The 24,743-nt window shown below is 49.8% G+C and carries 16 protein-coding genes; 3 read left to right on the top strand and 13 right to left on the bottom strand.

The window, feature by feature from the left end; genetic code table 11:
- Positions 1 to 181: 181 nt before the first annotated feature.
- The gene (gene dxs / locus KS4_RS03345) at positions 182 to 2,197 is read right to left on the bottom strand and encodes a 1-deoxy-D-xylulose-5-phosphate synthase (protein WP_200761523.1); all 2,016 of its coding nucleotides are present in this window, start codon (positions 2,195 to 2,197) and stop codon (positions 182 to 184) included.
- 735 nt (positions 2,198 to 2,932) lie between these two features.
- Positions 2,933 to 3,835 carry a polyprenyl synthetase family protein gene (locus tag KS4_RS03340; RefSeq protein WP_200761522.1) on the bottom strand — a complete coding sequence of 301 codons (903 nt, stop codon included), beginning with the start codon at positions 3,833 to 3,835 and terminating at the stop codon, positions 2,933 to 2,935.
- Between the two features lie 876 nt (positions 3,836 to 4,711).
- Between KS4_RS03340 and KS4_RS03335 the strand changes: the two genes are divergently transcribed.
- Positions 4,712 to 5,566 (top strand): type II secretion system protein, encoded by an 855-nt coding sequence (locus tag KS4_RS03335; RefSeq protein WP_200761521.1) that lies wholly within the window; start codon positions 4,712 to 4,714, stop codon positions 5,564 to 5,566.
- Between the two features lie 288 nt (positions 5,567 to 5,854).
- On the opposite strand, the gene KS4_RS03330 is transcribed toward KS4_RS03335, so the two are convergent.
- Both KS4_RS03330 and KS4_RS03325 read right to left on the bottom strand, forming a co-directional pair.
- Positions 5,855 to 6,952, bottom strand: coding sequence for a UDP-N-acetylglucosamine--N-acetylmuramyl-(pentapeptide) pyrophosphoryl-undecaprenol N-acetylglucosamine transferase (locus KS4_RS03330; RefSeq protein WP_145074607.1), 1,098 nt, complete (start codon positions 6,950 to 6,952; stop codon positions 5,855 to 5,857).
- A 375-nt stretch (positions 6,953 to 7,327) separates the two neighbouring features.
- A complete protein-coding gene (locus KS4_RS03325) occupies positions 7,328 to 8,518 on the bottom strand; it encodes an FtsW/RodA/SpoVE family cell cycle protein (RefSeq protein ID WP_145074604.1) in 1,191 nt (396 codons plus the stop codon).
- Positions 8,519 to 8,775: 257 nt separating this feature from the next.
- Here KS4_RS03325 and KS4_RS03320 point away from each other — a divergent pair, with 257 nt between their 5' ends.
- Positions 8,776 to 9,855 (top strand): S66 peptidase family protein, encoded by a 1,080-nt coding sequence (locus tag KS4_RS03320; protein ID WP_145074602.1) that lies wholly within the window; start codon positions 8,776 to 8,778, stop codon positions 9,853 to 9,855.
- A 50-nt stretch (positions 9,856 to 9,905) separates the two neighbouring features.
- Here the strand turns inward: KS4_RS03320 and sugE are convergent, their stop codons facing one another.
- The 5 genes from sugE to purM all read right to left on the bottom strand — a co-directional run bounded on the left by sugE (position 9,906) and on the right by purM (position 16,652).
- Entirely contained in the window at positions 9,906 to 10,232 is a 327-nt protein-coding gene (gene sugE / locus KS4_RS03315; RefSeq protein ID WP_145074599.1) for a quaternary ammonium compound efflux SMR transporter SugE, read from the bottom strand.
- A 638-nt stretch (positions 10,233 to 10,870) separates the two neighbouring features.
- A complete protein-coding gene (locus KS4_RS03310) occupies positions 10,871 to 11,503 on the bottom strand; it encodes a ClpP family protease (protein ID WP_145081401.1) in 633 nt (210 codons plus the stop codon).
- Positions 11,504 to 12,011: 508 nt separating this feature from the next.
- Positions 12,012 to 12,344, bottom strand: coding sequence for a hypothetical protein (locus KS4_RS03305; RefSeq protein WP_145074596.1), 333 nt, complete (start codon positions 12,342 to 12,344; stop codon positions 12,012 to 12,014).
- Between the two features lie 442 nt (positions 12,345 to 12,786).
- Positions 12,787 to 15,330 (bottom strand): sensor domain-containing diguanylate cyclase, encoded by a 2,544-nt coding sequence (locus tag KS4_RS03300; RefSeq protein WP_200761519.1) that lies wholly within the window; start codon positions 15,328 to 15,330, stop codon positions 12,787 to 12,789.
- Between the two features lie 236 nt (positions 15,331 to 15,566).
- Positions 15,567 to 16,652, bottom strand: a complete 1,086-nt coding sequence (gene purM / locus KS4_RS03295; protein ID WP_145074589.1) for a phosphoribosylformylglycinamidine cyclo-ligase — start codon at positions 16,650 to 16,652, stop codon at positions 15,567 to 15,569.
- A gap of 178 nt (positions 16,653 to 16,830) precedes the next feature.
- Between purM and KS4_RS03290 the strand changes: the two genes are divergently transcribed.
- Positions 16,831 to 17,451 carry a Fur family transcriptional regulator gene (locus KS4_RS03290; protein ID WP_145074586.1) on the top strand — a complete coding sequence of 207 codons (621 nt, stop codon included), beginning with the start codon at positions 16,831 to 16,833 and terminating at the stop codon, positions 17,449 to 17,451.
- 39 nt (positions 17,452 to 17,490) lie between these two features.
- On the opposite strand, the gene KS4_RS03285 is transcribed toward KS4_RS03290, so the two are convergent.
- From KS4_RS03285 to KS4_RS03270, 4 genes are read right to left on the bottom strand one after another with little or no spacing between them, the layout of a single operon-like run.
- Positions 17,491 to 19,485: a vWA domain-containing protein gene (locus tag KS4_RS03285; RefSeq protein ID WP_145074583.1), complete on the bottom strand. Its 1,995-nt coding sequence runs from the start codon at positions 19,483 to 19,485 to the stop codon at positions 17,491 to 17,493.
- Positions 19,486 to 19,512: 27 nt separating this feature from the next.
- Complete coding sequence (locus tag KS4_RS03280; protein WP_145074580.1) at positions 19,513 to 20,439, bottom strand: DUF58 domain-containing protein; 927 nt, start codon at positions 20,437 to 20,439, stop codon at positions 19,513 to 19,515.
- A gap of 13 nt (positions 20,440 to 20,452) precedes the next feature.
- On the bottom strand, positions 20,453 to 21,481 hold the full coding sequence (locus KS4_RS03275) for an AAA family ATPase (RefSeq protein ID WP_145074577.1): 1,029 nt from the start codon (positions 21,479 to 21,481) through the stop codon (positions 20,453 to 20,455).
- A 33-nt stretch (positions 21,482 to 21,514) separates the two neighbouring features.
- Entirely contained in the window at positions 21,515 to 24,703 is a 3,189-nt protein-coding gene (locus KS4_RS03270) for a VWA domain-containing protein (RefSeq protein WP_145074574.1), read from the bottom strand.
- Positions 24,704 to 24,743 lie beyond the last annotated feature (40 nt).

Raw genomic sequence — 24,743 nt, 5'->3', positions numbered from 1 at the left:
ATTCCTCTCATAAAAAAACCGCACACTTTCGTATGCGGCCTTGAATATTTATTAAATGACTCGCCAACAAAACAGCCTCAAATTAAATCCCTTGCCTGCAACCTCACGCCGCTCCTCACTTGCGAAACAAAAGGCCTACAACCACACGCCCACTCCTCGCTTGCGAAACAGGGGGGGGAGATTATTTGGCGACTTGCTGTGACGACTTCGTTTTCACATCCACATTCACATCGTGGCTCAGCTTGTCAAGAAACTTACGGATCGTGCTTGCAACTCCTGTCGCATCCAAACCCGCATCTTTCAACTGACCGCCGCGTGAATCCTGATACATCCATTTCTCTGGATGTGCGATCCGCTTAAGCTTATCCGTCCGCAGACCAGCCTCATTGCAGCCTTCCAGCACCATCGTGCCGAAACCGCCGACAATCCCATGATCCTCGACCGTCACGACCGGGATGCCGCCCTCAATCAGCTCCGTGACCAAACCCATATCTACAGGCTTGGCAAACCGTGCATCATACAAAGCAACATCATAACCCTGGCCTTCTAACTCTCGAATAGCCTCAGCCGCCGTATACACCATCACACCATACGCCAACACCGCCACGTCAGGCTTCTTGCCCTTCGCCTTCTTAATCAGGTTCGCCTTCCCTAACTCATACTTAGGCACATCCGCCTGCAACTCCTCAGCCGCCACCACATCACGCGGATAACGGATAAACGTCGCTGACTTCTCATACCCCCGCATAAATTCCAACCCCGCATTAAAATTGCTTTCATCGCTTGGTGCCATCATCACAACGTCCGGGAACACCGCATTCATCGCGATATCCATAAACCCGTGCATCATCGCCCCATCGCCGCCCACATACCCTGCCCTGTCCATACACACACGGACCGGCAAGCCCTGCAATGCGACCTCCTGGAACGTCTGATCCAGCGCCCGTTGGCTAAACGTCGAATACACCGCATAGAACGGCTTCAACCCGCTCTTCGCCATACCTGCCGCCATATCCATCCCCAAACTCTCTGCCAAACCACAGTCGATCGTCCGATCCGGGTACGCCTCCGCCACCTTATCCAGCCCCGTGCCGTCAGGCATCGCCGCTGTGATCGCGTATACCTTTTCATCCTTCGCCATCAACCCCTTCATCCCATCTGCAAACGCAGCCGTAAACGACTTGCCCCCACATGCAGGCTTCTTCACCACCGAGCAGTCGCTCTTCTCTAACTCACCCTTAGATAAAGCCTCTTCAACCTTCTTTTCACCATTCCCGTTCACAACAACCCCAGCCTTCGGCGCATGGAACCTAAACGGATCTCCTTCCGCCGGCACATACCCCTTACCCTTCACCGTCTTCACATGCAGCAAGATCGGCTTCTCAATGTCCTTCACCTCATTAAACAAATCCACCAACGTCGGCAAATCATGACCATCCAGCGGCCCAACGCACACATGACCAAAATGCTCAAACACATGGCCCGTCGAAATCGCTGCCTTAATCACCTCACCCGAACGATGATAAAAATCTTCCAGATACGATCCGCCCGGGATCATCTCCAGAATCTCCTTACCCCGCTTCTTCAAATCATCAAACGTGTGGCTCACACGGATGCGATCAAAATACTGTGCCACCGCGCCCTGCGGATCACCAATCGCCATCCCATTATCATTCAAGATCGTCAGGAACTGCCGGTTCAGCGTCCCCGCGTAATTCATCCCCTCCATCGACACGCCATTAATAATCGACGCATCGCCAATAATCGATACGCACCGCCGATGCCCCTCGCCGATTGCCGTATCACCGATCGCCATACCAACCGCCGTCGGGATCGCCGTCCCAGCATGACCCACCGAGAACAAATCAAACTCGCTCTCACGCGGCTCAGGAAACCCTGCCATCCCGCCCTTCGTCTTCAATTCAGGAAACAGCTTCTGTCGACCCGTCAACAACTTGTGCGGATAACACTGATGCCCAACATCAAACAGCAAACGATCCTGCGCAAAATCAAACACGTAATGCAGCGCAATCGTCAACTCAACCACACACAAATTCGATGCAAAGTGTCCACCCGTCCTTGAAATCTGATCGCAGATACACTCACGCAATTCATCTGCCAATTGCGGGAGTTGATCAACACTCAATGCTTTCAAATCGTGTGGACCGTTGATGGTCTTCAAAAGATCCTGAGGCATGTCCTTAGCCTTTCTTTTCGGGCAAATGCCGTCTGATCCACACGACGTACAACATGCGCAATACATTACAGCGCAAAATCATACATGCAGATAGTCGGCCGCGGCTTTCATCCAGTTCGCCGCTTTACCCTTGATTCGCCTGCAACATGAAAACATGACAACTGCCGACTTGCGCACACACGCGTCGTCCACATCCTTCATGATTTCCATACTGCTCTTGGTCATTTATAAACATCCAACGCAATGAATGTCACAACACGGGCGTCTGTCTGTTCATACTTCACATCGCAGACAACTGTTCATTCCGACCCGTAACCCGCCCACTGGTTTACGTCATGGTTCTCACAGCAACAATACTTGCTGTAATCCCCATACGGCTCGGCGGTCAATCAAGACCCATTTTACCCCTCTCTATCGGCGCTGTCAGGTGTCAGTCTGAAATTCATTCAGGGATATAACCTATTACCATATACGCAATTAGGTTATTTACTGAGGACTTACAACGCTTTTGGTTCTCACTCCCCTTACCTCCACCCTTACACCCACCCAATTCCGGGCCAAACCAAACATCCGTTCATTGAGTCCCACAGGACTCACGCCTAATCAGTTATTAGACTTAAACAGCGTCTCATTCAGTTTTCACCCATGGCCTATACACGTATTTAACCAAACAAATACACGCAGCCATCATTCAGCAGCCCATTTTACCAATCATCGCCTCCCCATGCAGCATGCTTAATGTTGGCGAACTGCCATGTAATCCGACAAGTGACGCAAAGCATCCGCGCTTTCACCGAAACCCGCAAGTGCTTGAATCGACTCAGCATGCAGCCGCTCGATCTCGTCACGTGATTTATCCAATCCCATTAGAGCCGGATAGGTCATCTTGTCCTGCTCAACATCTTTACCCGCTGTTTTTCCGAGTTGTTCAGTCGTCTGGGTTACATCCAAGACATCATCCACAACCTGGAACATCAAGCCGATCGCATCGGCATACTGGGTTAAGTCGTTAATTTGTTTATCGTTAGCGCCCGCGGTCATCGCCCCCATGCGGCAAGATGCTCGCAATAACGCACCGGTTTTATTCTTATGAATCGTCACCAACCGCTCAAGCGATTCAACACCATCCTCGAAGTCGGGGAGCGTGTCATAGATCTGCCCAGCAATCATGTTGTTATTACCCGTGGCAAGCTCCGCGACAATCCGCGTCGCAAGCGTCGAATCTGCGATTTTCGTGGTAATCAGCTCAAATGCAAGCCCCATCAGCGCATCCCCTGCAAGGATCGCCATCGCCTCATCTGTGTGCTTGTGGAGCGTAGGGCGGCCGCGTCGGAGGTCGTCATCATCCATGGCTGGGAGGTCGTCGTGGACAAGTGAAAAGGCGTGAATCATCTCGATTGCGGCCGCGGGTGGGAGTGCGTTTTGGAGAGAACCCCCGACTGCAAGTGCTGACTGAATAACGAGTACGGGCCGCAGGCGTTTGCCTCCGCCGAGCAGCGCGTATTTGCAGGCTTCGCGGAGGTTGTTTGGGAGCGGTCGTGAATCAAGGAAGTCGATGAGGTACTGCTCAACATCGGCGGCTACGTTCGTAATGCTTTTGATATCAATATCTTTCATCGATGTCTCGTCTGTGGCCATGTGTGATGATCTCCCTGAGTGGCGGGTTGAGTAGAGGGCAGTATAGGTTTAACGCGGATTTCAGACAATCATTTAGGCAGCTTGAATGAGGTATGGGCATTAGGCTAACTCGATTGTTAAGATAAGACGTAAGCTGAGCATATTCGGTTTAAAGTAGGCAGATTTCATCGGGTTTCTGCGCACAAAAAGAGAAATAACAGGGTTTTCCTGTATCCATTTTGGGCCTCTTTGAGAAGAAACAGCTCAACATTGGCGTGTTCTCATCAAAGAATGGCGAGAAAAGTAAATAAAAGCGCATAAGTGAATTTAGGTTTTTCGTGTTTGTGCGCGCAGTTTGTAATCGATGCTTTTTGGCATGGTATTTGCGCCGCTTGATAACTGACACGAACGGATAAGAGGTAATGAGCGGAATGACCTCTTTTGCTGAGCGATTTGCTTCTATGGTTTTTTCTTTTTCTGTTCGCTGAATAAATGTTATTTAACAAGTGATGTCTGAAGGCTAGACACCATTGAAGATTTGTGTTCGATGTCTACGAAGGGATCCATGTGTGGAAATTTTCAGCGTAAGCTCCCGTTTTGATTTTCAGCGCATTGGCTTAGGCTGCCAGTGTGCAAAAATAGCCAAAATACCTATTTGTAAGCGTTTACAAAATAAATGCAAATCCTGTATTCTTCAAGAAAATACCAAATATGGATCAAATGGTGGATTTTATTTGGCAAATAAGCATTTATATTGAGTATTTTGGCAATGGAATGTTGCATTTACATGGAAAGTGAATAATATTATGTAAGCGTTTACATTTCTTTCTGGTCATTTCGGCTTAGATATTTCGTCAAAACAGGAGCGAAAGCACAATGCGACATGAGACACGGGCAATGCATAGGTTCGGTTTTACATTAATCGAATTACTGGTTGTAATCAGCATTATTGCGTTATTGATTGGCATTTTACTGCCGGCACTTGGTGCGGCGAGAAATACAGCGCAAGGATTGCTGTGCAAATCGAATTTGCGACAAATTGGCATCGCGATCTATACATACGCGTCAGATAACGACGCTTTTTTACCTTATGCTTGGGCACCCTACGATGCGTCAGGCTGGGACGGGCAGATGTGGCCGGCAGCGATCAGAAAGCATATGGGGATCGATGATTCGACCGACCCGAATATGGCGACCAAGTCACGATCGGGAATGGTGGCGGTGTATGAGTGCCCATCCATTGTAATCCCGGTAGAAGATTATCGTGAGGTGAGTTATGGGGCGAATCTAGGCGTATTGAAGTCCGTACACTGGTGGGACTCCGCAGGTCCATATGATTCAAATGATCCGGTATTTGCACAGCGTAAATTAGATGAGATCAGACGTCCGTCAGAGATTTTGATGTTGGGCGATAGCAACCAAGGAAAATACCAATCGGAAGGTTACGAAGGAGCATCGGATCTCATTTTATGGCATACGAATGAATCTCAGCCGATGTGGTCGTATGGTGATTTTATCTTCCAGCCAAATGATCCGGGTGAGAAGGAACCGGACAGAGAAGTGCCGCTGACATATAACCGGGATTTGGAACCAGGCGCGACGGGTTCAGTTCCAGGTGCATTGAGGTATCGTCATGGTGGTGATAATCAGCAATTGGATTCGGGTGCTTGCAACTTGGGGTTTGTAGATGGGCATGTTGAGTCATACCAAGCGGGGACGGTGACGCAGAAAAACTTTGCAGTAACGTATTAAAAATATCAACGAGAGTGATAGATGTTTTGGGTCGGTTTCTTATGAGCCGACCTTTTTTAATTGGTTTTCCAGGGTATGAAAACCGGCGGGCTATCAGCCAATGGCTACTTTGAGTTAAAGGTAAGTGAGTCGAGGTCGGTATCACTAGATTTTATTGACGCACGGTGAAATATCGTGGTGGTTATTTGAGTTGCAGGCAAATGGATGATCGTTGCAAGACACCCCACGACCGGCCCCCGGAGGGTCGTGGGCTTGATGATCAACAATGGTTTTGTGCCTAACTGGTGATTAGGCGGTGAGGAGCCAACGGGCGACTTCGGCAGCGCCGTCGACGGGGATCGTGTTTTTGAGGCTGGCGATCATTTTCTCACGACGAGCTTCGTTGGTGACGAGGGCTTTAAGGGCGCCGATGAGCTGGGAAGCGTTGAGGTGGGGCTCGATGAGGTCTTTGAGGACGAGGGCGCCGCCGGTGGCGGCGAGAGGTTCGACATTGGCTTGTTGATGATTGTCTTTATGGAAGGGGTATGGGAGGAAGATGGTGGGGATCGCATTGGCCCAGACTTCGGCAACGGAGCCAGCACCGGAGCGACAGATGGCGAGGGTGGCGGCGGCCCAGACGAGATGCATCTGGTTGCAGAAAGGCTCGACGCGTGCGGGGATTTTGAGTTGCGTGTAGACGTTTTTGACGGATTCGTAATCGGCTTGGCCGGTGATGTGGAGGATTTGCCAATCGGTGAGGAGGTTGCGGGCGTTGGTGCGTGAGGCGAATTCGATCATCATTTTGTTGAGGGTTTGGCCGCCTTGGGAACCGGCGAAGATAAGGAGAGTGGGCTTGCCGGGATCGAGATGGAGGTCGAGGCGAGCGAGGTCTTGTTCCTTTTGGATGCGTGCGGATTGACGAAGGGGGAGACCGATTTGTTTGGCTCGGGGGAGGTGGCCAGTGGGGTAGACGGAGAAGGTTTCTGTGGCGTCTTTTGCGGCGAAACGGTTGGCCTTGCCGGGGATGGCGTCGAGGTTGACGAGTGCGATGGGGATATTGAGCGTTTTGGCGGCTTTGACGGCGGGTGCGGAGACGAAGCCGCCGGTGGCGACGAGCGCGGTGGGATTGAGTTGGCGGAAGAGTGAGATGACGTGTTGTTGAGAAGCTTTATAGTTTTTATAGAAGTTAAGGAATTTGCGTGGTCGGATGTTGAAAGGGACGGCAGGAAGGGCGGTGTAGGGCAGATCGTTTTTGGCGGCGATATCAGCGTCTATCGGACGATTAGACAATAGATAGTGGATAGCAGAGTCGGGTGCGAGGTCGATGAGTTGTTCGTTGATGGCGATGTTGGGGAAGATGTGGCCGCCTGAACCGCCGCCTGCGAAGATGATGGTGCGTTTGGCCATGATGTGGGTCGCTCCTTGGTGGTGAGGTTGAGGGAGAGGGATAGTTTAGCAGGATTTTTTGGAAGAAGTGCTAGTGGCTGGTGCTAGTGCGAGAAACGCTGGAGATCGGAAGTGCGTAAGGACGTAGATTGAAAGGAGAAAGTGGGTTGGCTTTGATGGGGGGGGGGGGGGGGAATTGAGCATTTGCACATTCACAGGTCTGCTGTGAGCTTATCGGCGCGACGCGAAGTGTCGCGGCGGCTATTGATAAAGTCATGATTGCAGGCGATTGGAAGTCGGTTGTAGGACACCCCATGACCGGCGGTCATGGGCTTGATGCTTGCATGTGGGATCAGGGACTGGATTATAGAACTGAGAAAGAAAGATGATGTGTGGTTAGGCGGTTGAGAGTTGGGGGGATTCCAGAGGGGAATCGATGGGGGATGCTTCAAGGTGGTGCGCGTTGTCGAGGGAAGCGACGAGGCCGATGGCGAAGGCGGTGAGGATCCAGCCGGTGCCGCCTTTGGAGACGAGGGGGAGCGCGATGCCTTTAGTGGGGATAACGACGGTGACAACGGCGACATTGATGAGCGCTTGGATTGTGATGGTGAGGATAAAGCCGAGGGCGACGAGGCGGCCGAAGGTGTCGCGGGTTTCACGGATGATGCCGAGACCTGTGAAGAGGAGGACGGTGAAGAGGACGATGATGGCGATGGCGCCGAAGATGCCGAGCTCTTCGCAGATGATGGCGTAGATGAAGTCGGTGGTGTCTTCGGGGAGGTAGCCGAGTTTGCGGACACCGTTGCCGAGACCCTTGCCGAAGAGTCCGCCTTCGGCGATGGCGGTCATGGATTGGATGGGGTGGAAGCCTGTGCCTTGCGGATCGGCCCAAGGGTCGAGGAAGGCGGTGATACGGTCCATGCGATAGGAGGAGGATGTGATGAAGTAGTAGACGGCGGCGAGTGCGGGGACGGCGAGGAGGATGAGCTGGTAGATACGGGCTCCGCCGGCGTAGAGGAGGCAGAATGAGACGAGGCCGATGAGTGCGGCGGTGCCGAGGTCTTCGATGACGATGAGGCCGCAGGCGATAGCGATGAGGATGATGGGTGGGAAGAGTCCTGGGAGGAATCGGTGCATGATGCCGCGTTTACGGGCGCACCAGTAGGCGATGGCGAGGATCATGACCCATTTAACGATTTCGGAGGGCTGGAAGGTGAAGGTGCCGATGGCGAGCCAACGCTTGGAGGCATTGACTTCTCTGCCGATGCCTGGGACTTGGGTGAGGATCACGAGGGCGAAAGCGATGAGAATGAGGTATGGAAGGGGATTGGTGAGGCCACGAGAGGTGAAGAACTGGCGGACGTTGATGCGTGAAGCGAAGAGCATGGCGAGGATGGCGAGGGCGGCGTGGAGGGCTGTGGAGGAGGTGAGGAACTTGGAGAGGTAGTTGGTCCAAGAGGTGGTGACGTCGGCTGTGGTTTGGATATCGGTGGCACCGACATACATACCAGCAGATTGCACCATGAGGAGGCCGAAGCATAGGAGGGCGGCTGCGGTGAGCATCATGATGTGTGCGGAACGGATCATGGTGGATTTATCGGGCGTCGGGGGGGTTAGGCTTGAAGGAGGCGAGGAGTGAGGGCTTGAATGGCAAATGTATGGAAATCATTCAAAAGAAAGCTGATATCGGGTAAGATGAGTGGGCTGAAATCGAAGTGAGGTTTGGTGAATTGAGCGGTGTGTGTGGTAGATATGGGGCATGAGAGACCGATTGGTGTTGTGTGGGTCTGTATAAGAGCGGGCTGCGATGTCTGCATGCGAATAGACAATGATGGAGCTTTGATATGGGCCGATGGATGCTGTGTGTGATGATGTGCTTTGCGGTAGGTGTGCTGAGCATGAGTGGTGCTGCGATGGGGCATGATGAGGATGCAGGTATAGAGATGAAAGAGCGTGAGTGGATCAAGCCTAAAGCGTTAAGAAAGGGTGACACGATTTTGTTTGTGGCGCCGGCGAGCCCTATGAATAAGCAACGCATGGAGCGCGCAAAGGCGCGGCTTGAGGCGATGGGGTTTAAGACGAAGCAGGCATCAGATATTTGGCGCGTGAATGGGTATTTGGCGGGGAGTGATGAACGCCGGGCACAAGAATTGATGGATGCATTTACGGATCCTGAAGTGGATGCAATCTTTCCGGGTACGGGTGGATATGGAACTACTCGGATGCTAGACAAATTGGATTATGAGGTGATTAGAGCAAATCCGAAGATGCTGATAGGGTTCAGCGACATTACTGGGTTGCATTTGGCGATTGGCCGTCATTCGAGATTGATTACGTTTCACACGCCGAACACGATGTATGGGTTGGGTAGTGAGGGGAATCTGAGTGATTTTTCCGCAAAATATTTCTTCCGAGCGATTATGGCGGAGCAATATAAAGAGGGTAAAGAAGGTTATGTGATTGAGTTGCCAAAGAAGCGTCCGGAGGGGATGCCTGCGATACGAACATTGCATGGTGGGAAAGCGAGCGGACGATTGGTTGGAGGCAACTTATCATTGGTCGCGGCAACGATGGGCACGCCTTATGAGATCGAGACAAAAGGGAACATTCTTTATGTTGAGGATGTTGGTGAGAAGACCTATCGCCTAGATAGAATGTTCAGCACGATGAAACTTGCGGGTCGGTTGGATGAACTGAATGGTGTGGTTTTATGTCACTTTACACGAGCGGGTGGTGATGAAGGCGACCAGAGTTTAGATGAAGTTTTAGATCATTACTTCAAAGACTTAGGTATCCCTGTAATAGCACATTTTTCAACAGGACATCATAAGTACAATGCTTCATTGCCGAACGGGGCGATGGTTGAGCTTGACGCGGATGCTCAGACGATACGGGTTTTGGAGAATCCGGTGGAGCTGGACTGATTAAAGCAATTCACGAATAAGTAATAAAAGCAGCCTATAAGACTGCTTTTTTATTTGGCGTAGATGGTGGAGAGTTTGAGGCCGATGACACCGCCGATGATGAGGGTAAGGAAGATGATGCGGAGGGTGTTAACGGGGTCACCGAAGTAGATCATGCCGATGATAGCGACACCGACTGCGCCGATGCCTGTCCAGACGGCGTAGGCGGTGCCGATGGGGATGTCTTTGAGTGCAAGCGAGAGAAAGAAGAAGGAGATGGCCATGGCGATGATGACGCCGATGGTTGGGAGTGGGCGAGTAAAGGATTCGGTATATTTGAGGCCGATGGCCCAGATAATTTCGGTGAGGCCTGCTAAGACGAGGTAGAACCAAGGCATGGGCTAACTCCTGGTTAGTACTTGTTGTTCGTGTCAGTGCAAGGGATACCGCAAATGAAAATACTGTTTACAAGCATTGTAACCTAGTCTGAGTCATGTAATCTTCTTGGCATGCCACGACGCGATGGCTGATTTGTTTGAGTTGCTTTATTGAACGTGCCTGTTTGTTTGCGTGTAAAAATCATGTCGGCCCTTCCGCCCCTGCCCTGCCTGAGATCCGACATGATTATGGGGTTGCGCGCGAGGCGCAACTAATGGGAAGTTGTGTGTATCTTTCTACTCAGGCGGCAGCTTATTCGTGCATCATGCAGCCGGCCATAGTGGTGATATCGGTGTGGTGAGAGGGAGAGTTGATTGGGGGAAGAGAGCATGAATGTGGTGCTAGCGCTAGGTAAGACGTATCGCGTTTTGAATTTTTTTGTTTTAGATCTTGGTGGTGTGTGGATATGTTTCAGACACCCTGCCACCGGCGGTGGCAGGCTTGAGGGAAATATATCGGGTTGAATGTGAAGTTTATCAGACGGTAGGGAACGAAAGGATGAGTAAATGTGAGATGGGGTGGAAGGGGGAAGGAAAATAAAAAAGCTCGCTATGGCAAGCGAGCTTGGGGTGGTTTGATTTTGTTTTTGAGGGGGGGATTAGGAGTGGGCACCCTTTTTGACTTCATCGGGACGCTTTTCGATGACTTCGTCGACGAGGCCGTATTCTTTGGCTTCGGCGGCGGCGAAGAATTTATCACGTTCGGAATCTTCTTCGATGGTGGCTTTATCTTGGCCGGTGTGCTTGGCAAGGATGCCGTTGAGGACGTCTTTGGTCTTGAGGATTTCCTCGGCCTGGATCTGGACGTCGGTGGTTTGGCCGTAGACGCCGCCGTATGGCTGGTGGATCATGACTTTGGAGTGCGGGAGTGCGAAGCGTTTACCTTTGGTACCTGCTGCGAGGATGACGGCACCGCCAGACATGGCTTTACCGATGCAGTAGGTGTTGACGTCGCAGTTGAGGAAGTTCATCGTGTCGTACATGGCGAGTGTGTCGTCGACGGCACCGCCGGGCGAGTTGATGTAGAGGTGGATGTCGACGCTGGGCTTGACGTTCTGAAGGTGAAGCAGCTTCATGATGACTGAGGTGGCGGACTGATAGTTGATTTCGCCGACGAGGAAGACGATGCGGTTTTCGAGGAGTAGTTCGTCAATGGTCATCTCGCGCATGCGTTGGATGGGTGCGGCGAGAGAGGGTGATTGATAGGGAGAGGCGGTGGTGTGGCCGGGCATCATCTGTGGGGTTTGAATGCTCATGAGTGGATGATGGATCTTGCTCGCGTCCTGCATGGATAGTTCCTGATGGTTTGAGTTATTCGGACCTTGAAATACCGTTGAAATCTTGCGTGGTTGGATGCGTTTGAGTGCGCTGAGAATTTTTGAGCGTCTTGCGAAAATACCTGAAGCAGTAATTCATCGGTCATTTCGCTAAACAGCAGTCATAACAGGGGTCTGCTGCAGAAGGTTACGCTTTGAGGCGTGCCAAATAACGACGCAATTAGCTCTAGAGAAAACAACAGGTTTCCCTATTTTATTCGGGCACATGATAGTCTTCGGTGCAATAAGCGGGCAATCTAAAGTGAGAGTGCGGATTATTGGTCTATAAATGGGGAAAAAAGTGTGTAACCTCGGGTTAAACGGGTCGTGAGTAGTATGAATAATAAAAGACCCGCACGGTAAAGTGCGGGTCTTTGCGGCATTCTGGAATACGCTGCATTCGATTAGTAGTCAGTGGTAAAGATTAGAAGTTAAGATCGCCTGAGGAAAAATCGTCCGAGCCGAGGTCGTTGCCGGGCTCTGGGGTCTGATCTTCTTCTTCGATGACCTTGCGAAGGTATGAGTTTTCGCGGCGTGTGGCTTCGAGGTCGAAGACGAGGTACTTGATGGACAGGCGGAGGTAGTCGAGTGACTCCTGAAGGCCATCCACGGTCTTTTTGAGCTCGGTGTGCTTCTGCTGCGTTTTGCCTGCAAGATCAGCGAGCTTGGTGCGCTCGGTCTTGGGGAGCGTTGAGATCTCTTTCATAAGATCAGCGAGCTTGGTCTGGAATTCAGAATGAAAATTTGTTTGTTCCATACGTCTTAGTAACTCCTTCTCCCGCCCCCTTGTCCGTCTCTTTTAATCCCCGCCCTGTTTGCGTCTGTGTCCATATCCGGGCAACGGTAGAGTTACTTCAAAGGGCATGCCAAACGTCCGCGCGGGGCTGGCGAGGCTTACCGTACGCCATAAGTCATTATTTAGTTAAAACTTACGATAATATCTGGTATAGTAATCTGATTAGAAGGTGTGGGTGGGCTGAAGTGAGATGTGGCAATGGGACAACATGGCGATGAGTATCGACCGGCTTAAAACAAATGTAAATTGATACTTGGAATAGAGTTACATCAGATGTTTACAGAATTCAACACATCAGCTTAATTCTGAGAAATGTGAGGTGTGTTTCGTATTCTCAACAAAGCTCATGCAATCTACTAGAAGTGAATATTATTGAGCTTCCAAAGGCAAGGTTGCTGCTGAATCAGCTAGCAGTCGAAATGCTGGCGGGATCGGTACAGACGATATGGTTGCGACCCAATTTCCGAGCACGATCGAGACGTGTGACTGCACGGGCCAGGATTTTGGTGATAGAAGGGCCATCGGTGATGGATGAGGCAGCGCCGATGCTGAAGGATGTCACGACGGCGTGGGCGGGGTCGCTGGTGAGGTTGAATGTTGTTGTGGTCGCGAGTGAACTGAGACGTTCGGCAAGTTCGTTGAGATTTTGCGGATCGGTTTCAGGGATGAGAATGGCGAAGATGGGGCCTTGGTAATTGGCGATGAAGCAGCTACGCCGCGTGTTGTTTTTTATGAGTGTGGCAACTTGGGTGAGAAGATTGTTTGCGATGGTGTGACTAAATGATTGGCGACATGACTGATAGTTGTCGACTTCGATGAGGAGTAATGACCAAGTGGAATTTGTGGCATGATCGAAGTGTTCTGCGGCGAGGTGGAACTGTTGTTGATTGGGTAGGCTGGTAATGGGGTCGATCAAGTCGATCGCTTGAAGAGATTCCTGCATCTGGACGACTTCGAGCCGGGCTTCGATGAGTGGTGTGATCATTTCGATCATGAGCATTTCGTGTCGATCAAAACGCTCACCTGATCTTTGTGCGCACCAGATGATGCCTTGTGCGGAACCGCAATTATCGATGAGAGGGCCAACGGCGAGTGATGTGAAACGAGCGTTTGAGAAGGTTTGTCTCCAGCCGTTGCTGCGCTGGTTGTTAACCCAGAAGCCTTTACTGAGATCAAGATCGGGCCAATAGGCGAAGTCGGGTGAGGCAAGTATTTCGGGCATGAGGCCGGTTTGAACAGCTTGGGCTATCTCACGATTAGGCGCGATCTCACAGATGTTTGATTTTCTGTTGATCAGTTGTGTGGTTCGAGAGTTGGGGTTGTTATCACGGATCGCGATGCCAACAGCTTCAACATCAAAGAAATTGTTGAGTTGAGAAACGGTCGCTTCGAGGAGGTCGGAGATTGTTTTTGCTTTGGTGAGTTCTTCGGCCATATGTTTGATGGCGGAAAGATGCTGATTGTGCTGATTGATGAGACGAGAATTATGTTCGGTATCGGGGGATTCTGATACAACCCAGAGGCGGCCTTGTTGATTATCGAGGCCATCATGAACGGGGATGCCTTGGAATAGATACGTGCAATGTGGCGAGACGAAACGTTCCTGCGCGGGGCGCTGATTATCCGCTTCGATATTAGTAACCTGCTGAATAAACGCATCGTGATCTTTGATGTTGAGTTTATCCCAGAAAGTGTGAGAGTTGTAGGTTATGTTTTGAATATGCTCCGGTGCGCTTTGAAGGAGAGTACACATGCGTTGATTGATGGCGGCAACTTTATTATCGCGATTGATGAGTAGGATGCCATCGGACATGTGATCAACGACAAGATTCATGAGGTAGGTTTTATCTTGTAGTTGACGGTGTAATTCTTTTGAACGGCTGATATCTGTGAGCGATAGGCGGGCATGGGATAGGTTGCCGAGTTCGTCGTATACTCCAATGGCCTCAATCGCAACATCGATTGGCTGTTCGCTTACTTGTGTAAGCAAACGGATATTGCAGCGGCAGTTGTCTTGCCAAGTAAGACGATCGAGTGTCTCTTTGAGCAGGGGACGATCTGAAGGATAGATGTAATTGAAGGCATCGACATCGGACATAGCGTTGCAATTCGCGAGGCCAAGCATATGAGTGGCTCGGAGGTTGGCATGTTCAATGCAACCTTCAAGATCGATGCTGATTAATGCGGCAGGGGCATTTTGATAGAGATCGGTGTGTGCGTTGGCAAGGCTTTTAAGGCTATCGTTTTCTTGATCGATTGTGTGAATGAGTTGACTGATTTCGGTAGCGAGAATACCAAACTCATTGCGATGCATGATGCCATACCTTTGAAGAACTTTGGCAGGAGCTTGATGTTTGATAATTTTTTGGAGTTGCTTAAAGGGAAGCATGAGTGATTTGCGGATAATGTAAGCTATGACGATAGCGGCGGCAAAAATTACGAGCAGCGCTGAAGCTGCATTCAAAAGATTGGATTGAAGCAGTTGCTGTTGATAGTTTTCAGTGCTGATTCTGGCTTGAATGTTCCATTTCGTTTCATTTGCAGTTAGCGATGTGTAGAGAATAACGCTCTGCTGAGCAATATTAATGTCGCAGATCGCACTGTTGATTTCATGAATATGATCCTTTGCCTGCGGATAATGCGTTCTTTCATTATTTGCCAACGAACGTGCCTGAATTAGACGGACGGTTTCGATTTCCGGGCTCTGTTGGAATTGCTGGATCAGTTGCTTTGCTTCGGGTTTATTTGAAGCGACTAATTGAAGCTGCACTTGGCTAGCAAGTATATCGAGGCGCTGCTCCATTTGAGATAAGAAGCGATACTGGAAATTTTGGGAATTGGTTTGCCAATTGGTGATGGTGAGAATGATGGCAACGAGAAAGCCGCCCAGGAATAAGGCAAACATGAGGCGCGTTGAAAGATATTGTGTGGTCTTGAGATGTTTCATTCCTACTCCACGCATGACACGATTGGTCACAACATAGCTGTGGTTCTTTGTGATATCGGGAAGGTTTCAGGAAATGATGAAGACACAATGAGTTAAGGGCATTAGAAAAAGCCGAATGGACATGATCGGATCGGTGCAATCGGTACAAATACAAGTGTTCATGTGTGTGAATTAAAAAACGACTGCATAAGCAGCCGTTTTAGTCACGTTAATTTGTTCGGCTTATAGGGATGAGGCTATTTGAGCTGGACCTTACCAGAGCCTTTGACGATCTCGCCGATTTTCATGACGGTCTCACCTTTGCGTTTGAGTTTGTCCATGATCGCGTCTGCGAAGTGAGGACGAACGATCATGGTGTAACCGATCCCCATGTTGAAAACACGGAACATTTCTGCGGGCTTAACGTTGCCATGCTTCTTGAGGAATTTGAAGATGGGTGGAACGTCCCATGATTTTTTATTGATGAGGGCATCAAGATTATTAGGTAGAGCGCGGTTGACGTTGCCGGGAAGACCGCCGCCAGTAATGTGGGCCATGCCACCGATGGGTTGTTTGCGTTTATATGATCGGAGAACGGAGCAAATCGATTTGCTGTAGATACGTGTGGGTTCGAGGAGGATCTGGCCAAGAGTGCGTTCTTTGTCGAGTTCGGGATAGATTGTGCGGATATCGAGATTTGCGTGCTCGATGATTTTCCGGACAAGGGTGTAGCCGTTGGAATGGATACCGGAGGAAGTGAGGCCAAGGATGATATCGCCTTCTTCGACGCGTGAGCCATCGACGACTTTGGAGAGTTCGGCAACACCGACTGAGAAACCGGCAAGGTCGAAGTCACCGGGCTTGTAGACATCAGCCATTTCAGCGGTTTCACCGCCGAGTAGTGCACAACCGGCAAGATGACAACCGTCGGCAACACCTTTGACGATCTGTTCCATCTGTTCAGGGACGACTTTGTGGATGCCAACGTAGTCGAGGAAAAAGAGCGGCTCGGCGCCTTGAACGATCATGTCGTTGACGTTCATGGCCACGCAATCTTGGCCAATGGTGTCGTAGACCTTCAGGTCGATGGCCAACAGGACTTTGGTCCCCACGCCATCGGTGCCTGAGACAAGGACGGGGTCCTTATAATTGCGTTTGAAAAGTTTTTCGTTGTAGTCGAGCCGGAAACACCCAGCGAAAGCACCGTGTTGTCCGAGCACGCGCGGGCCATAGGTTTTCCGCATATGGGATTTAATACGACCGACGACAGCGTCGCCTGCTTCGATATCCACACCTGCCTCAGCGTAAGTAAGGGCCTTTTTACTGCTATTTTTACGTGCCATGATGGGGATAGTGTAGTGGAATAATCCGTTTCGTAAAAATGTTGACCTGAAGAGGCAATGAATATCATTTTGGTGGACTATTCGTAAAGTCCTGTCTAAACTGTACATAGTAGAATTGGCGAGCCGTAAGGCAGCCATGCTGTAATGTCTTTATCGCCCGTGTTAGTGTATGTGAAGTATGAGCCGAAAGAACAAAAGCAAGCTAAGTGAGCTTTTTTCTCGCCATGGGCTGCGATGCACGAAGCAGCGTGTGGCGTTGTATGAAGCGCTACAGGAAGCTCGAACCCATCCGACCGCTGACGAGTTATATCGCTCGTTATGTGATCATGTGCCTGCTATGAGCTTGGCAACGGTGTATAACACACTTGAGGCGTTCTGCGATGTCGGTCTGGCACACAAGATGCCGGGGACAGGCGTTAATGGCTCTGCGAGATATGATGCGGATCGTGGTGATGAGCATTTACATGTTCGGTGTCGGGTTTCCGGGAAGATTTCGGATATTCCTGACGACATGAGCCGCAAGATCTTGGATGCGATCCCGGAGGAACTGCTTGAGCAAATCGAGCAACAGATGGGATATAAGATAGATCAGGTTCGCATTGAACTAGTCGGTGAGAATAAGCAGGCAATTTCGGAAATGGGGGCCCCTGAGCACGAGAGCGAGCGTCAGAAGCGGCGTCGTCGCAAATGTCTTGATACGACTGATCCTGAATACCAGAAGGGTCTGGCGGCAGCGATGAATCCGGTAGTGCCGAGGATGACACCGGACACGGACAGATCGAAGCTTCCGCGCGGCTAATCGCGGATTCAAAAAACAAATTAGCAAACAATCATTTCGTTAAATATGCATTCGACGCGTATAGAGAATCCACTCGATGAGCAGGAATATCAGTGCGCCCCAGATGAAAAGATGCCATATTTCACGTGTGATCGCGGATTGTGTGGACTGCCCTTGTACCGCTGAAGCTCCAACTTGAAGTCTATCGATAGTGGCCAAATTGCTTTCTTGCGCATCAAGCATATTGACAGCCAATTGATTGAAAGGCGGCTCAACGGATTCACTATCCGTCTGATAGACGCCGGCTCGATCAAAGCGGTCAAGTATGGCGAGCCCTTGGCGAGGTTCGGCGGTGCTGAGGGCGGCTGGGCCTGTGTATTGGATCTGATCCTTTCCTAGAACAGGAATGGTTGCCACTTCACCGGTTTGGTAGCTGACACCAGATTGCTCGGCAAGCTTGCCAAGCCCGAGGTATTGGATGGCATTATCGACAAAGACAGGGAAACTGGTATGCAGCGGCCAACGGCTATCGAGCAGGCTAAAGGCGCTGATGAGATAATGCCGACCATCTTGTTTCACTTCAGCAAGGACGGGGCCTGTTTCTGATGTTGCGAGAATTTTTGCATTGCTTGGCACAGCAAGCCAACCGGGGCTGCGAATCATAACATCATCCAATGCAACGGAGACCATGACTGGGTGATCACGCTCCCATGACAGGAAACCGGTGACCGGTAGATTGTCTTGGTTGCTGAATGCTTTAAGTTCTAGTTCATTGACGGATGGTACGCCGCCCATGAAGATACTGTTTACTGGCGGCAGCTTAGATGGGGTATAGCTGTCAAAGACGATGACGTCAAAGCCCTCACCGGTCGCACCGATCAGGCCGCTAGTATCCCAGCCGCCCCGCATGAGTGTGCTAAGATCTTGATTCTCATATTTGCGTGGGCGCATCGTAACAAGTTCGCGGATACCGACACTTTTTAAAGCCAATTGCCAATAGGCGTTGCCTTCTGTGACAAGCAAGACACGTAAGCGTTTGGCTGGCGCGAGGATCGTTGAGGCATAGTTATCAGAGAGCAACGCATCGTCGCTATTGATTGCAAGATCAATGCGAGCATAGCCTGGAAAACGCAGATCAAATTGAACACTTGATGAAGCAGGGCCATCGGATGATGCGGAATTGATTGTCATCGGCCGTACATTTGCGACTTTGCCGTTAACGCGAAGTGTGAGACTAGTTTGCGTTTTTGCGTGATTGTAATTGTTCACCTTGGCGTAAACCTGAACGTATTGTGGGCGATCGGGATCACGACGAGTCGAGAGTGCGGTGATCGCAAGATTTTTTGGTGGGTCCTCAGATTCAGGCGTGCCAACACGGACGTATTGAAGATCTGCACCACTGATTGCAAGCGGCCGAGCATTAAGATTGTGAACCTGTCCATCGGAAATGATATAAACCTGCGTTGTTGTACTGCTATCACTTGTGCGCTGCAACACCTCAGGTTCGATCACAGAAAGTGCCAAGCTTAAAACACTTCGCTGATCGGTCGGTTGAATCATATCAACAGCATTGCGTAATGCGGCTTTGTTAGTCGTAAATTTAGTTAAAACTTGCGGACGCTCCGCGAACGTAACAATCATCGCACCGTTTTCATTGTCCGCAGTCTGTTTGATATCGAGGTTATTGATGATACGTAAGGCAGCTGATTTCGCATCATCTAAACGCGTTGGCGACCCATCTTTTGCATTCATAGAGCCGGAGTGATCAATCAAAATAACGATGCGCTTGCCGGGCATGACTTCGGCTTGAATAATCGGACGGGCAACAGCAAAAAGCAGTAAGCCGAGAATTAGAAGCTGTACGAAGAGCAGTAAATTACGTTTAATTTTTTGGAATGGAGAGTTGACCTGCAGGTCTTGCACTGATTGCTTCCAGAGTATCGTGGAGGCAACAGACATGCGGCGGCGTTTGAGTTTCAGAAAATACAGCAACACCAAAGCGGGGATCGCAATGGCGGCGGCAATAGCTGCAGTAATGGGTGTCAGGAAACTCATACGTATTGTTGTACAGCTAACTCTTGATTAGCCGAGCAATCCTTTCTCTCTCAAATATTTCATGACCATGGTTTCAATCGGGACGGCTGTATCACCGATCATATATGCAATATTTCGCTTCATGCAGAGATCACGTATATGCGTACAGTACGCTTCAAGGTTCGCTTTATAGCGATCAATAAGCTCCGGAGTTACGGAAACCTCTGCTATATCGCCGTCTTCAACATCTTCAAACCTGAGATCGCCGATCATACCGGCTTTCTTCGGATCGATCTCCTGCGGTGAGAGTAGTTGAATGACGTAAACGTCATGCCGCGGATCGCCGAGATAACGCATTGCATTCGCGAGATCACCCTTATCAAAACAATCCGATACTAAAACGATCACACCCGGCTGTTGTTGTGTCATTGCAACACGTTTGCAAACAGTCGCTAAATCGCCCGGTGTTTCAAGAGAAGGCGAAGCGAATTGCCGATCAATAAACTCGATCATCTGCGGTACAAATTTTCGGCCACGCAACCCCATCAATGAATCAGTTATCGTATCAACGAAAGAAAACAGCGATACACGGTTGTATTTCAACAATGCAATGTACGACAGAGCCGCAACGAGCTGTTTGGTGTAATGCATCTTGTTCGGCTCACCTACCGACATGGACGCGGTTGTATCCATGACAAAGCTTACGGAGAGGTCTTCTTCTTCCAAAAAGAGCCTGAGAAAAAGCTTGTCGAGTCTCGCATAAAGATTCCAATCGATAAAACGCAGATCATCACCAACAACGTAATTGCGGTAATCAGCGAATTCAACGGACTGGCCGCGGCGTTTAGACCGGCGTTCACCCTGCATCTTGCCATGCAAAATCTTACGTGACATGACATCAAGCCGCTCAATCCGGTTCATAAATTCCGGCGTAAGCAGTTTTTGAGATTCAGCTTGTGAAGCAAATTGCGTCATGTCTATCCTTCAGTTAGCTCTGAGATGTATATGCCACATCCATCATCAAGTTATCTGCGATATCATTGAGTACCATATCTGTGGTCACCCCTTCAGCTTGCCCCTCGAAATTGAGCAAGATTCGGTGTCGTAATGCTGGCAATAAAATCTGCTTTATATCTTCGTGCGCGACGTGTGCCCGTCCCTGAAGTAGTGCACGTACTTTTCCGCCTAAAACAAGAGCCTGAGCTGCACGCGGAGAACCGCCGACTCGGACGTATTGTTTTGTTAGATTGCTTGCAAAATCACCTTCAGGGTGTGTCGCAAGTACACAGCGGATCGCATAATCCTGAACATGCGGCGCGATCACCACACGTCGAACAAGCTGCTGGAAATCTAAAATCTGCTTAGCACTCATCACAGGTTCAATATGTGGAACAGCCGATGCCGTCGTACGATTCATGATCTCGTGCAATTCATCCCGACTCGAATAGCCCACATTCAGTTTAAAGAAAAAGCGGTCAAGCTGAGCTTCCGGGAGCGGATAGGTACCTTCCTGCTCTAGCGGATTTTGTGTTGCCATCACGAAAAATGGCTCGAACATCGGGTAAGTCGTGCCACCAACCGTTACTGATTTTTCCTGCATGGATTCTAACATTGCGGATTGTGTTTTAGGCGTCGCACGGTTGATCTCATCGGCCAAGACAATCTGCGAAAAAATCGGCCCTTTTTGAAACTGAAAACTTCTTGTAGACGAACCATCTGCATTCTTGGATTCCGCTACGATCGTGGTGCCAGTGATATCAGCTGGCATCAGATCGGGTGTGAATTGAATTCGAGCAAAATCAAGTGAAAGGGCTTCAGATAGCGAACGAATCAAAAGCGTCTTGCCCAGCCCAGGCACACCTTCAAGCAAGCAATGGCCGCCAACAAACAAACATGTCAGTACACCATCCACAATCTCGTCATGGCCAACAATCATTTTCGCGACCTGCTCACGAACAGCTTTATAACCGCTGACAAAATTTTCAACCTGCTCCATAACCTGCTGTTCTTCGTTCATAGCTATCTCTCCATACGCGTATACCGCGAACTTTTATTCTTTATCGTTGCCAATATCATCCAAACGCTGCTGCGCTTTTTTCTTTGCACTTAAAAGGCGTGAGGTCATATCATCAGAATCCATCTCGGCCTGCGTTTCTGATTTTGCGTTCTGAACAATTGGCTTGTTTTCTTCAATTTGAGCGCCGCCCATTGTTGCAACAAAATCCTTGCTAGCTGACTGTGTTTCATTTGCCTCAAATTTTCGTTTAGACGTACGTGATTTTGTTAGCCGCTTGCGACGCTCTGCAAGTGTATTGGCCTTGCGTTGTTGATACATCGCTTCAACAGTCAGCGCAGCTTTGGCTAACTCATCGTCATCTGCTTGCATACCTTCCGAAGCTTTATCTCGTCTGTTTTTTAAACTCGATATGGTCTGTTCCGTGGCTCGCTTTGCTCTGGCGGCCTTAGCGGCTTTACGTTTACGATACCAGTGGGCCATCTCATCTGGATCCCATGCAATACGTCGATTTGCAACATCCATAAAAAATGCAATCAGCAAGACAATCAAGAGATATCGCCATACCGACCGTAACGTATATGTCTCGGGGCGATTCTCGGTAAACATACTTTCGGGTTTTTCATCAGCCGGATTGATGATGTCGCCGCCGGTAATTAAAGCGACCTGCTCGGCTAACGGCAGGTTTGTTTTAAATCTCCGAAGCTCTTCACCCGGCAAACGTGTCGCACCGGTTGATGCGCGTTGTGTCGAGCCATTTTTATCTGTCATTTGCAATTCAATAATGTAGTTACCTACTTGCTCTGCGGGCACATCCGTTTCATACATCCCGGGGCCAACCTGATCTAATCGAATCCGCTGCACGCTTCCATCAGGTTGGAGCATTGCACCTTCTACAATCATATCATTCTGGAAACTTGCTTCTGATCGCCGCCCATTTGCCTTGACCTGCCCTGCATCTAATCGTAATCGCACATGTTCCCCCTCAACACTTGCCATCACCTGATTCATTCGATTCTGCGACGGCCTTGCGATGTATCGTACAAGCCTTACCCAAAAATCTTCGTAGCCACCCCATGCTAACCAATCTACAGCCCACCTATTGGTTGCATCTGATGTGAATGCGACACTACGCCCCAATCCTGTTTGCATGTGAGCTAACAACGGCTCACCTTCAGCTGCAACCAATGGCACGAAAATCCGTGGATCCTGTTTTTCACCAGTCAACACATAACCACGTAATTCTGGTGACGCAGAAAAGCCTGTAATTAAAGGTGAATCTGCGTCTCGTAAAACAGGCGCAAAACCAACCTCCTTGATCAGGTTCTTCCGAATCGTCTGAGCTTCTTTAATAAAAACCTGTGGCAGATCGTTTGGATCCTTCACATCGTGGTATTGCCCACCACCCATATTGGCTAGCCGTTGTAATAAGCCAAACTGTCGCGCATCACCGATCCCAACGGTTGATAACGTAATACCCGACTTCATCATATTCCCAATCAACTGCACATATTTACCTTCTTGCGAATTACCATCAGTCAGCAAAATGATGTGCTTAATTGCTGCATCCTGCATTCGCAAAGGCGCGAGCTTTTTATGTGCTGTTTCCAACCCGGCAAATATATTGGTTCCACCACCAGGGCTGATTGCACGCACCCGCTTTGCAAGCTTTTGCGTATCGCTATTCATCTGAATATCCCAAGCCCACTTCGCATAGTCGTCAAACACCACCACTCCCACCAAGTCCTGGGGATACAGCGTCTTCATCGCTAAAATTGCCGCTTCATTGGCAAGTACCTGCTGATTATAACGCGAACCAATCACCGGACTCGCCATTGAACCGGAATGGTCAATCACGAGCACCAATGCCCCAGAAGGCATGAGTGTTTGTGTCGGGATTTGGCAAGCTACAGGCAAAATCGTTTTATCGATGACTGAGTTCGTCCACCCACCCGCACCAAACGAACCACGTCCACCAATCATCGCAAACCCGCCCCCCATATCATGCACATACGTAGCCAATGCTCGTTGCTGCGATGCTGATACATACTCTACTGGCACGCTCTGAAATATGACCGCATCATATTTTTGTAACCGTCTCACAGAACCCGGCAGTTGGCTGGGGATAATAACTTCAAGATCAATGCCATGCGACATCAATGTCCGTGGTAATACCATTCCCGATTCGCCCCCCAATCCATCGACAAACAATACTTTCCCTTGCCCACGTACAATCGTAAACGACTCCGCTTCATTATTTGCCGTCACACGATCTACTGCATCATCATAATCCGCAGTAAATACCGCTTTAAAATGATTCACACCCGTATGCCCCAGTGGCACATCCATCCGCTTGAGTGCTACGAATTGACGTTGCCCACGCCCCTCTTCTGACTGGTTCACCACCCAATCACGCTCATTAACATCTAAGCCTGGCTTCCCATCACCCACTGGAACAACCTGATCGTCATACATCAGGAATAATTCGCCTCGTGTTGGATCGGTAGCTTCAAGTTCAACACGCACCCGCACAGATTGACCTTCACGTGCATCCATTGGCACGTGTACCGCCTTCACGATCACTTCGTTTTTAATACTATACGGCACCGGCGCCACACTAATCGGTATGCCAGCCACCGCAGCGTCTCGCGCTGCAGCCAACACCTCTTCAGAATCAATATCATTCAGATCGCTACATAATAGAATTTTTGCACTCGAATCTGAACGGGCTTGTGCAATCGCCGTCCTGATCGCAGCTGCGGTATCTGTCCCACTCCCCGTATCAATCTGTATCGCTTCACCAAACACAGGATCCTTGCTCGGCAGCGCCCTGACTATCGGCCGATCTGCGTATGAAATCACACTCAGTAAATCATCCGGCCGTCGATCCTCTGACACCGCCCGAACAAGACGTTCCTGCCATTGCTCAACGGTATAACCACGATCATGTTTTTTACCACCCAAAGCCGCAGGTGGCTTCGCAAATTTCCTCACCGACTCCGATTGGTCCAATACAGCAATGACTGTCATCACATCGTTCTTGCGTACCGTCTGGAACCCAGCCAACATCAACACAACCAGAACCAACACCAATAAACGTAATCCGATCGCACACCAACGTCGAGATTTGTTCATCGCACGCAAACTGCGCATCCCCAAATAAATAATCGGCCCAGCAAACAGCAGCAGCCAAAGATATTCAGGATGATCAAAAGCAAAACTCAAACGAATCCAATACCCTTCTAATACCTAGTTAGATAATACA

The organism is Poriferisphaera corsica, assembly GCF_007747445.1.
GTDB lineage: Bacteria > Planctomycetota > Phycisphaerae > Phycisphaerales > Phycisphaeraceae > Poriferisphaera > Poriferisphaera corsica.
The sequence above is the reverse complement of the archived record's forward strand: the minus strand, read 5'-3'. Positions and strand labels throughout refer to the sequence as shown.

Bases quoted from the DNA above. Each gene is read 5' to 3' on its own strand.
- KS4_RS03300 (WP_200761519.1), bottom strand. From the start codon at position 15,330: ATGAAACATCTCAAGACCACACAATATCTTTCAACGCGCCTCATGTTT.
- KS4_RS03340 (WP_200761522.1), bottom strand. From the start codon at position 3,835: ATGGCCACAGACGAGACATCGATGAAAGATATTGATATCAAAAGCATT.
- KS4_RS03310 (WP_145081401.1), bottom strand. From the start codon at position 11,503: ATGCCCGGCCACACCACCGCCTCTCCCTATCAATCACCCTCTCTCGCC.
- sugE (WP_145074599.1), bottom strand. From the start codon at position 10,232: ATGCCTTGGTTCTACCTCGTCTTAGCAGGCCTCACCGAAATTATCTGG.
- KS4_RS03335 (WP_200761521.1), top strand. From the start codon at position 4,712: ATGCATAGGTTCGGTTTTACATTAATCGAATTACTGGTTGTAATCAGC.
- purM (WP_145074589.1), bottom strand. From the start codon at position 16,652: ATGGCACGTAAAAATAGCAGTAAAAAGGCCCTTACTTACGCTGAGGCA.
- KS4_RS03320 (WP_145074602.1), top strand. From the start codon at position 8,776: ATGGGCCGATGGATGCTGTGTGTGATGATGTGCTTTGCGGTAGGTGTG.
- KS4_RS03275 (WP_145074577.1), bottom strand. From the start codon at position 21,481: ATGAACGAAGAACAGCAGGTTATGGAGCAGGTTGAAAATTTTGTCAGC.
- KS4_RS03330 (WP_145074607.1), bottom strand. From the start codon at position 6,952: ATGGCCAAACGCACCATCATCTTCGCAGGCGGCGGTTCAGGCGGCCAC.
- KS4_RS03280 (WP_145074580.1), bottom strand. From the start codon at position 20,439: ATGACGCAATTTGCTTCACAAGCTGAATCTCAAAAACTGCTTACGCCG.
- dxs (WP_200761523.1), bottom strand. From the start codon at position 2,197: ATGCCTCAGGATCTTTTGAAGACCATCAACGGTCCACACGATTTGAAA.
- KS4_RS03305 (WP_145074596.1), bottom strand. From the start codon at position 12,344: ATGGAACAAACAAATTTTCATTCTGAATTCCAGACCAAGCTCGCTGAT.
- KS4_RS03325 (WP_145074604.1), bottom strand. From the start codon at position 8,518: ATGATCCGTTCCGCACACATCATGATGCTCACCGCAGCCGCCCTCCTA.
- KS4_RS03290 (WP_145074586.1), top strand. From the start codon at position 16,831: ATGAGCCGAAAGAACAAAAGCAAGCTAAGTGAGCTTTTTTCTCGCCAT.
- KS4_RS03285 (WP_145074583.1), bottom strand. From the start codon at position 19,485: ATGAGTTTCCTGACACCCATTACTGCAGCTATTGCCGCCGCCATTGCG.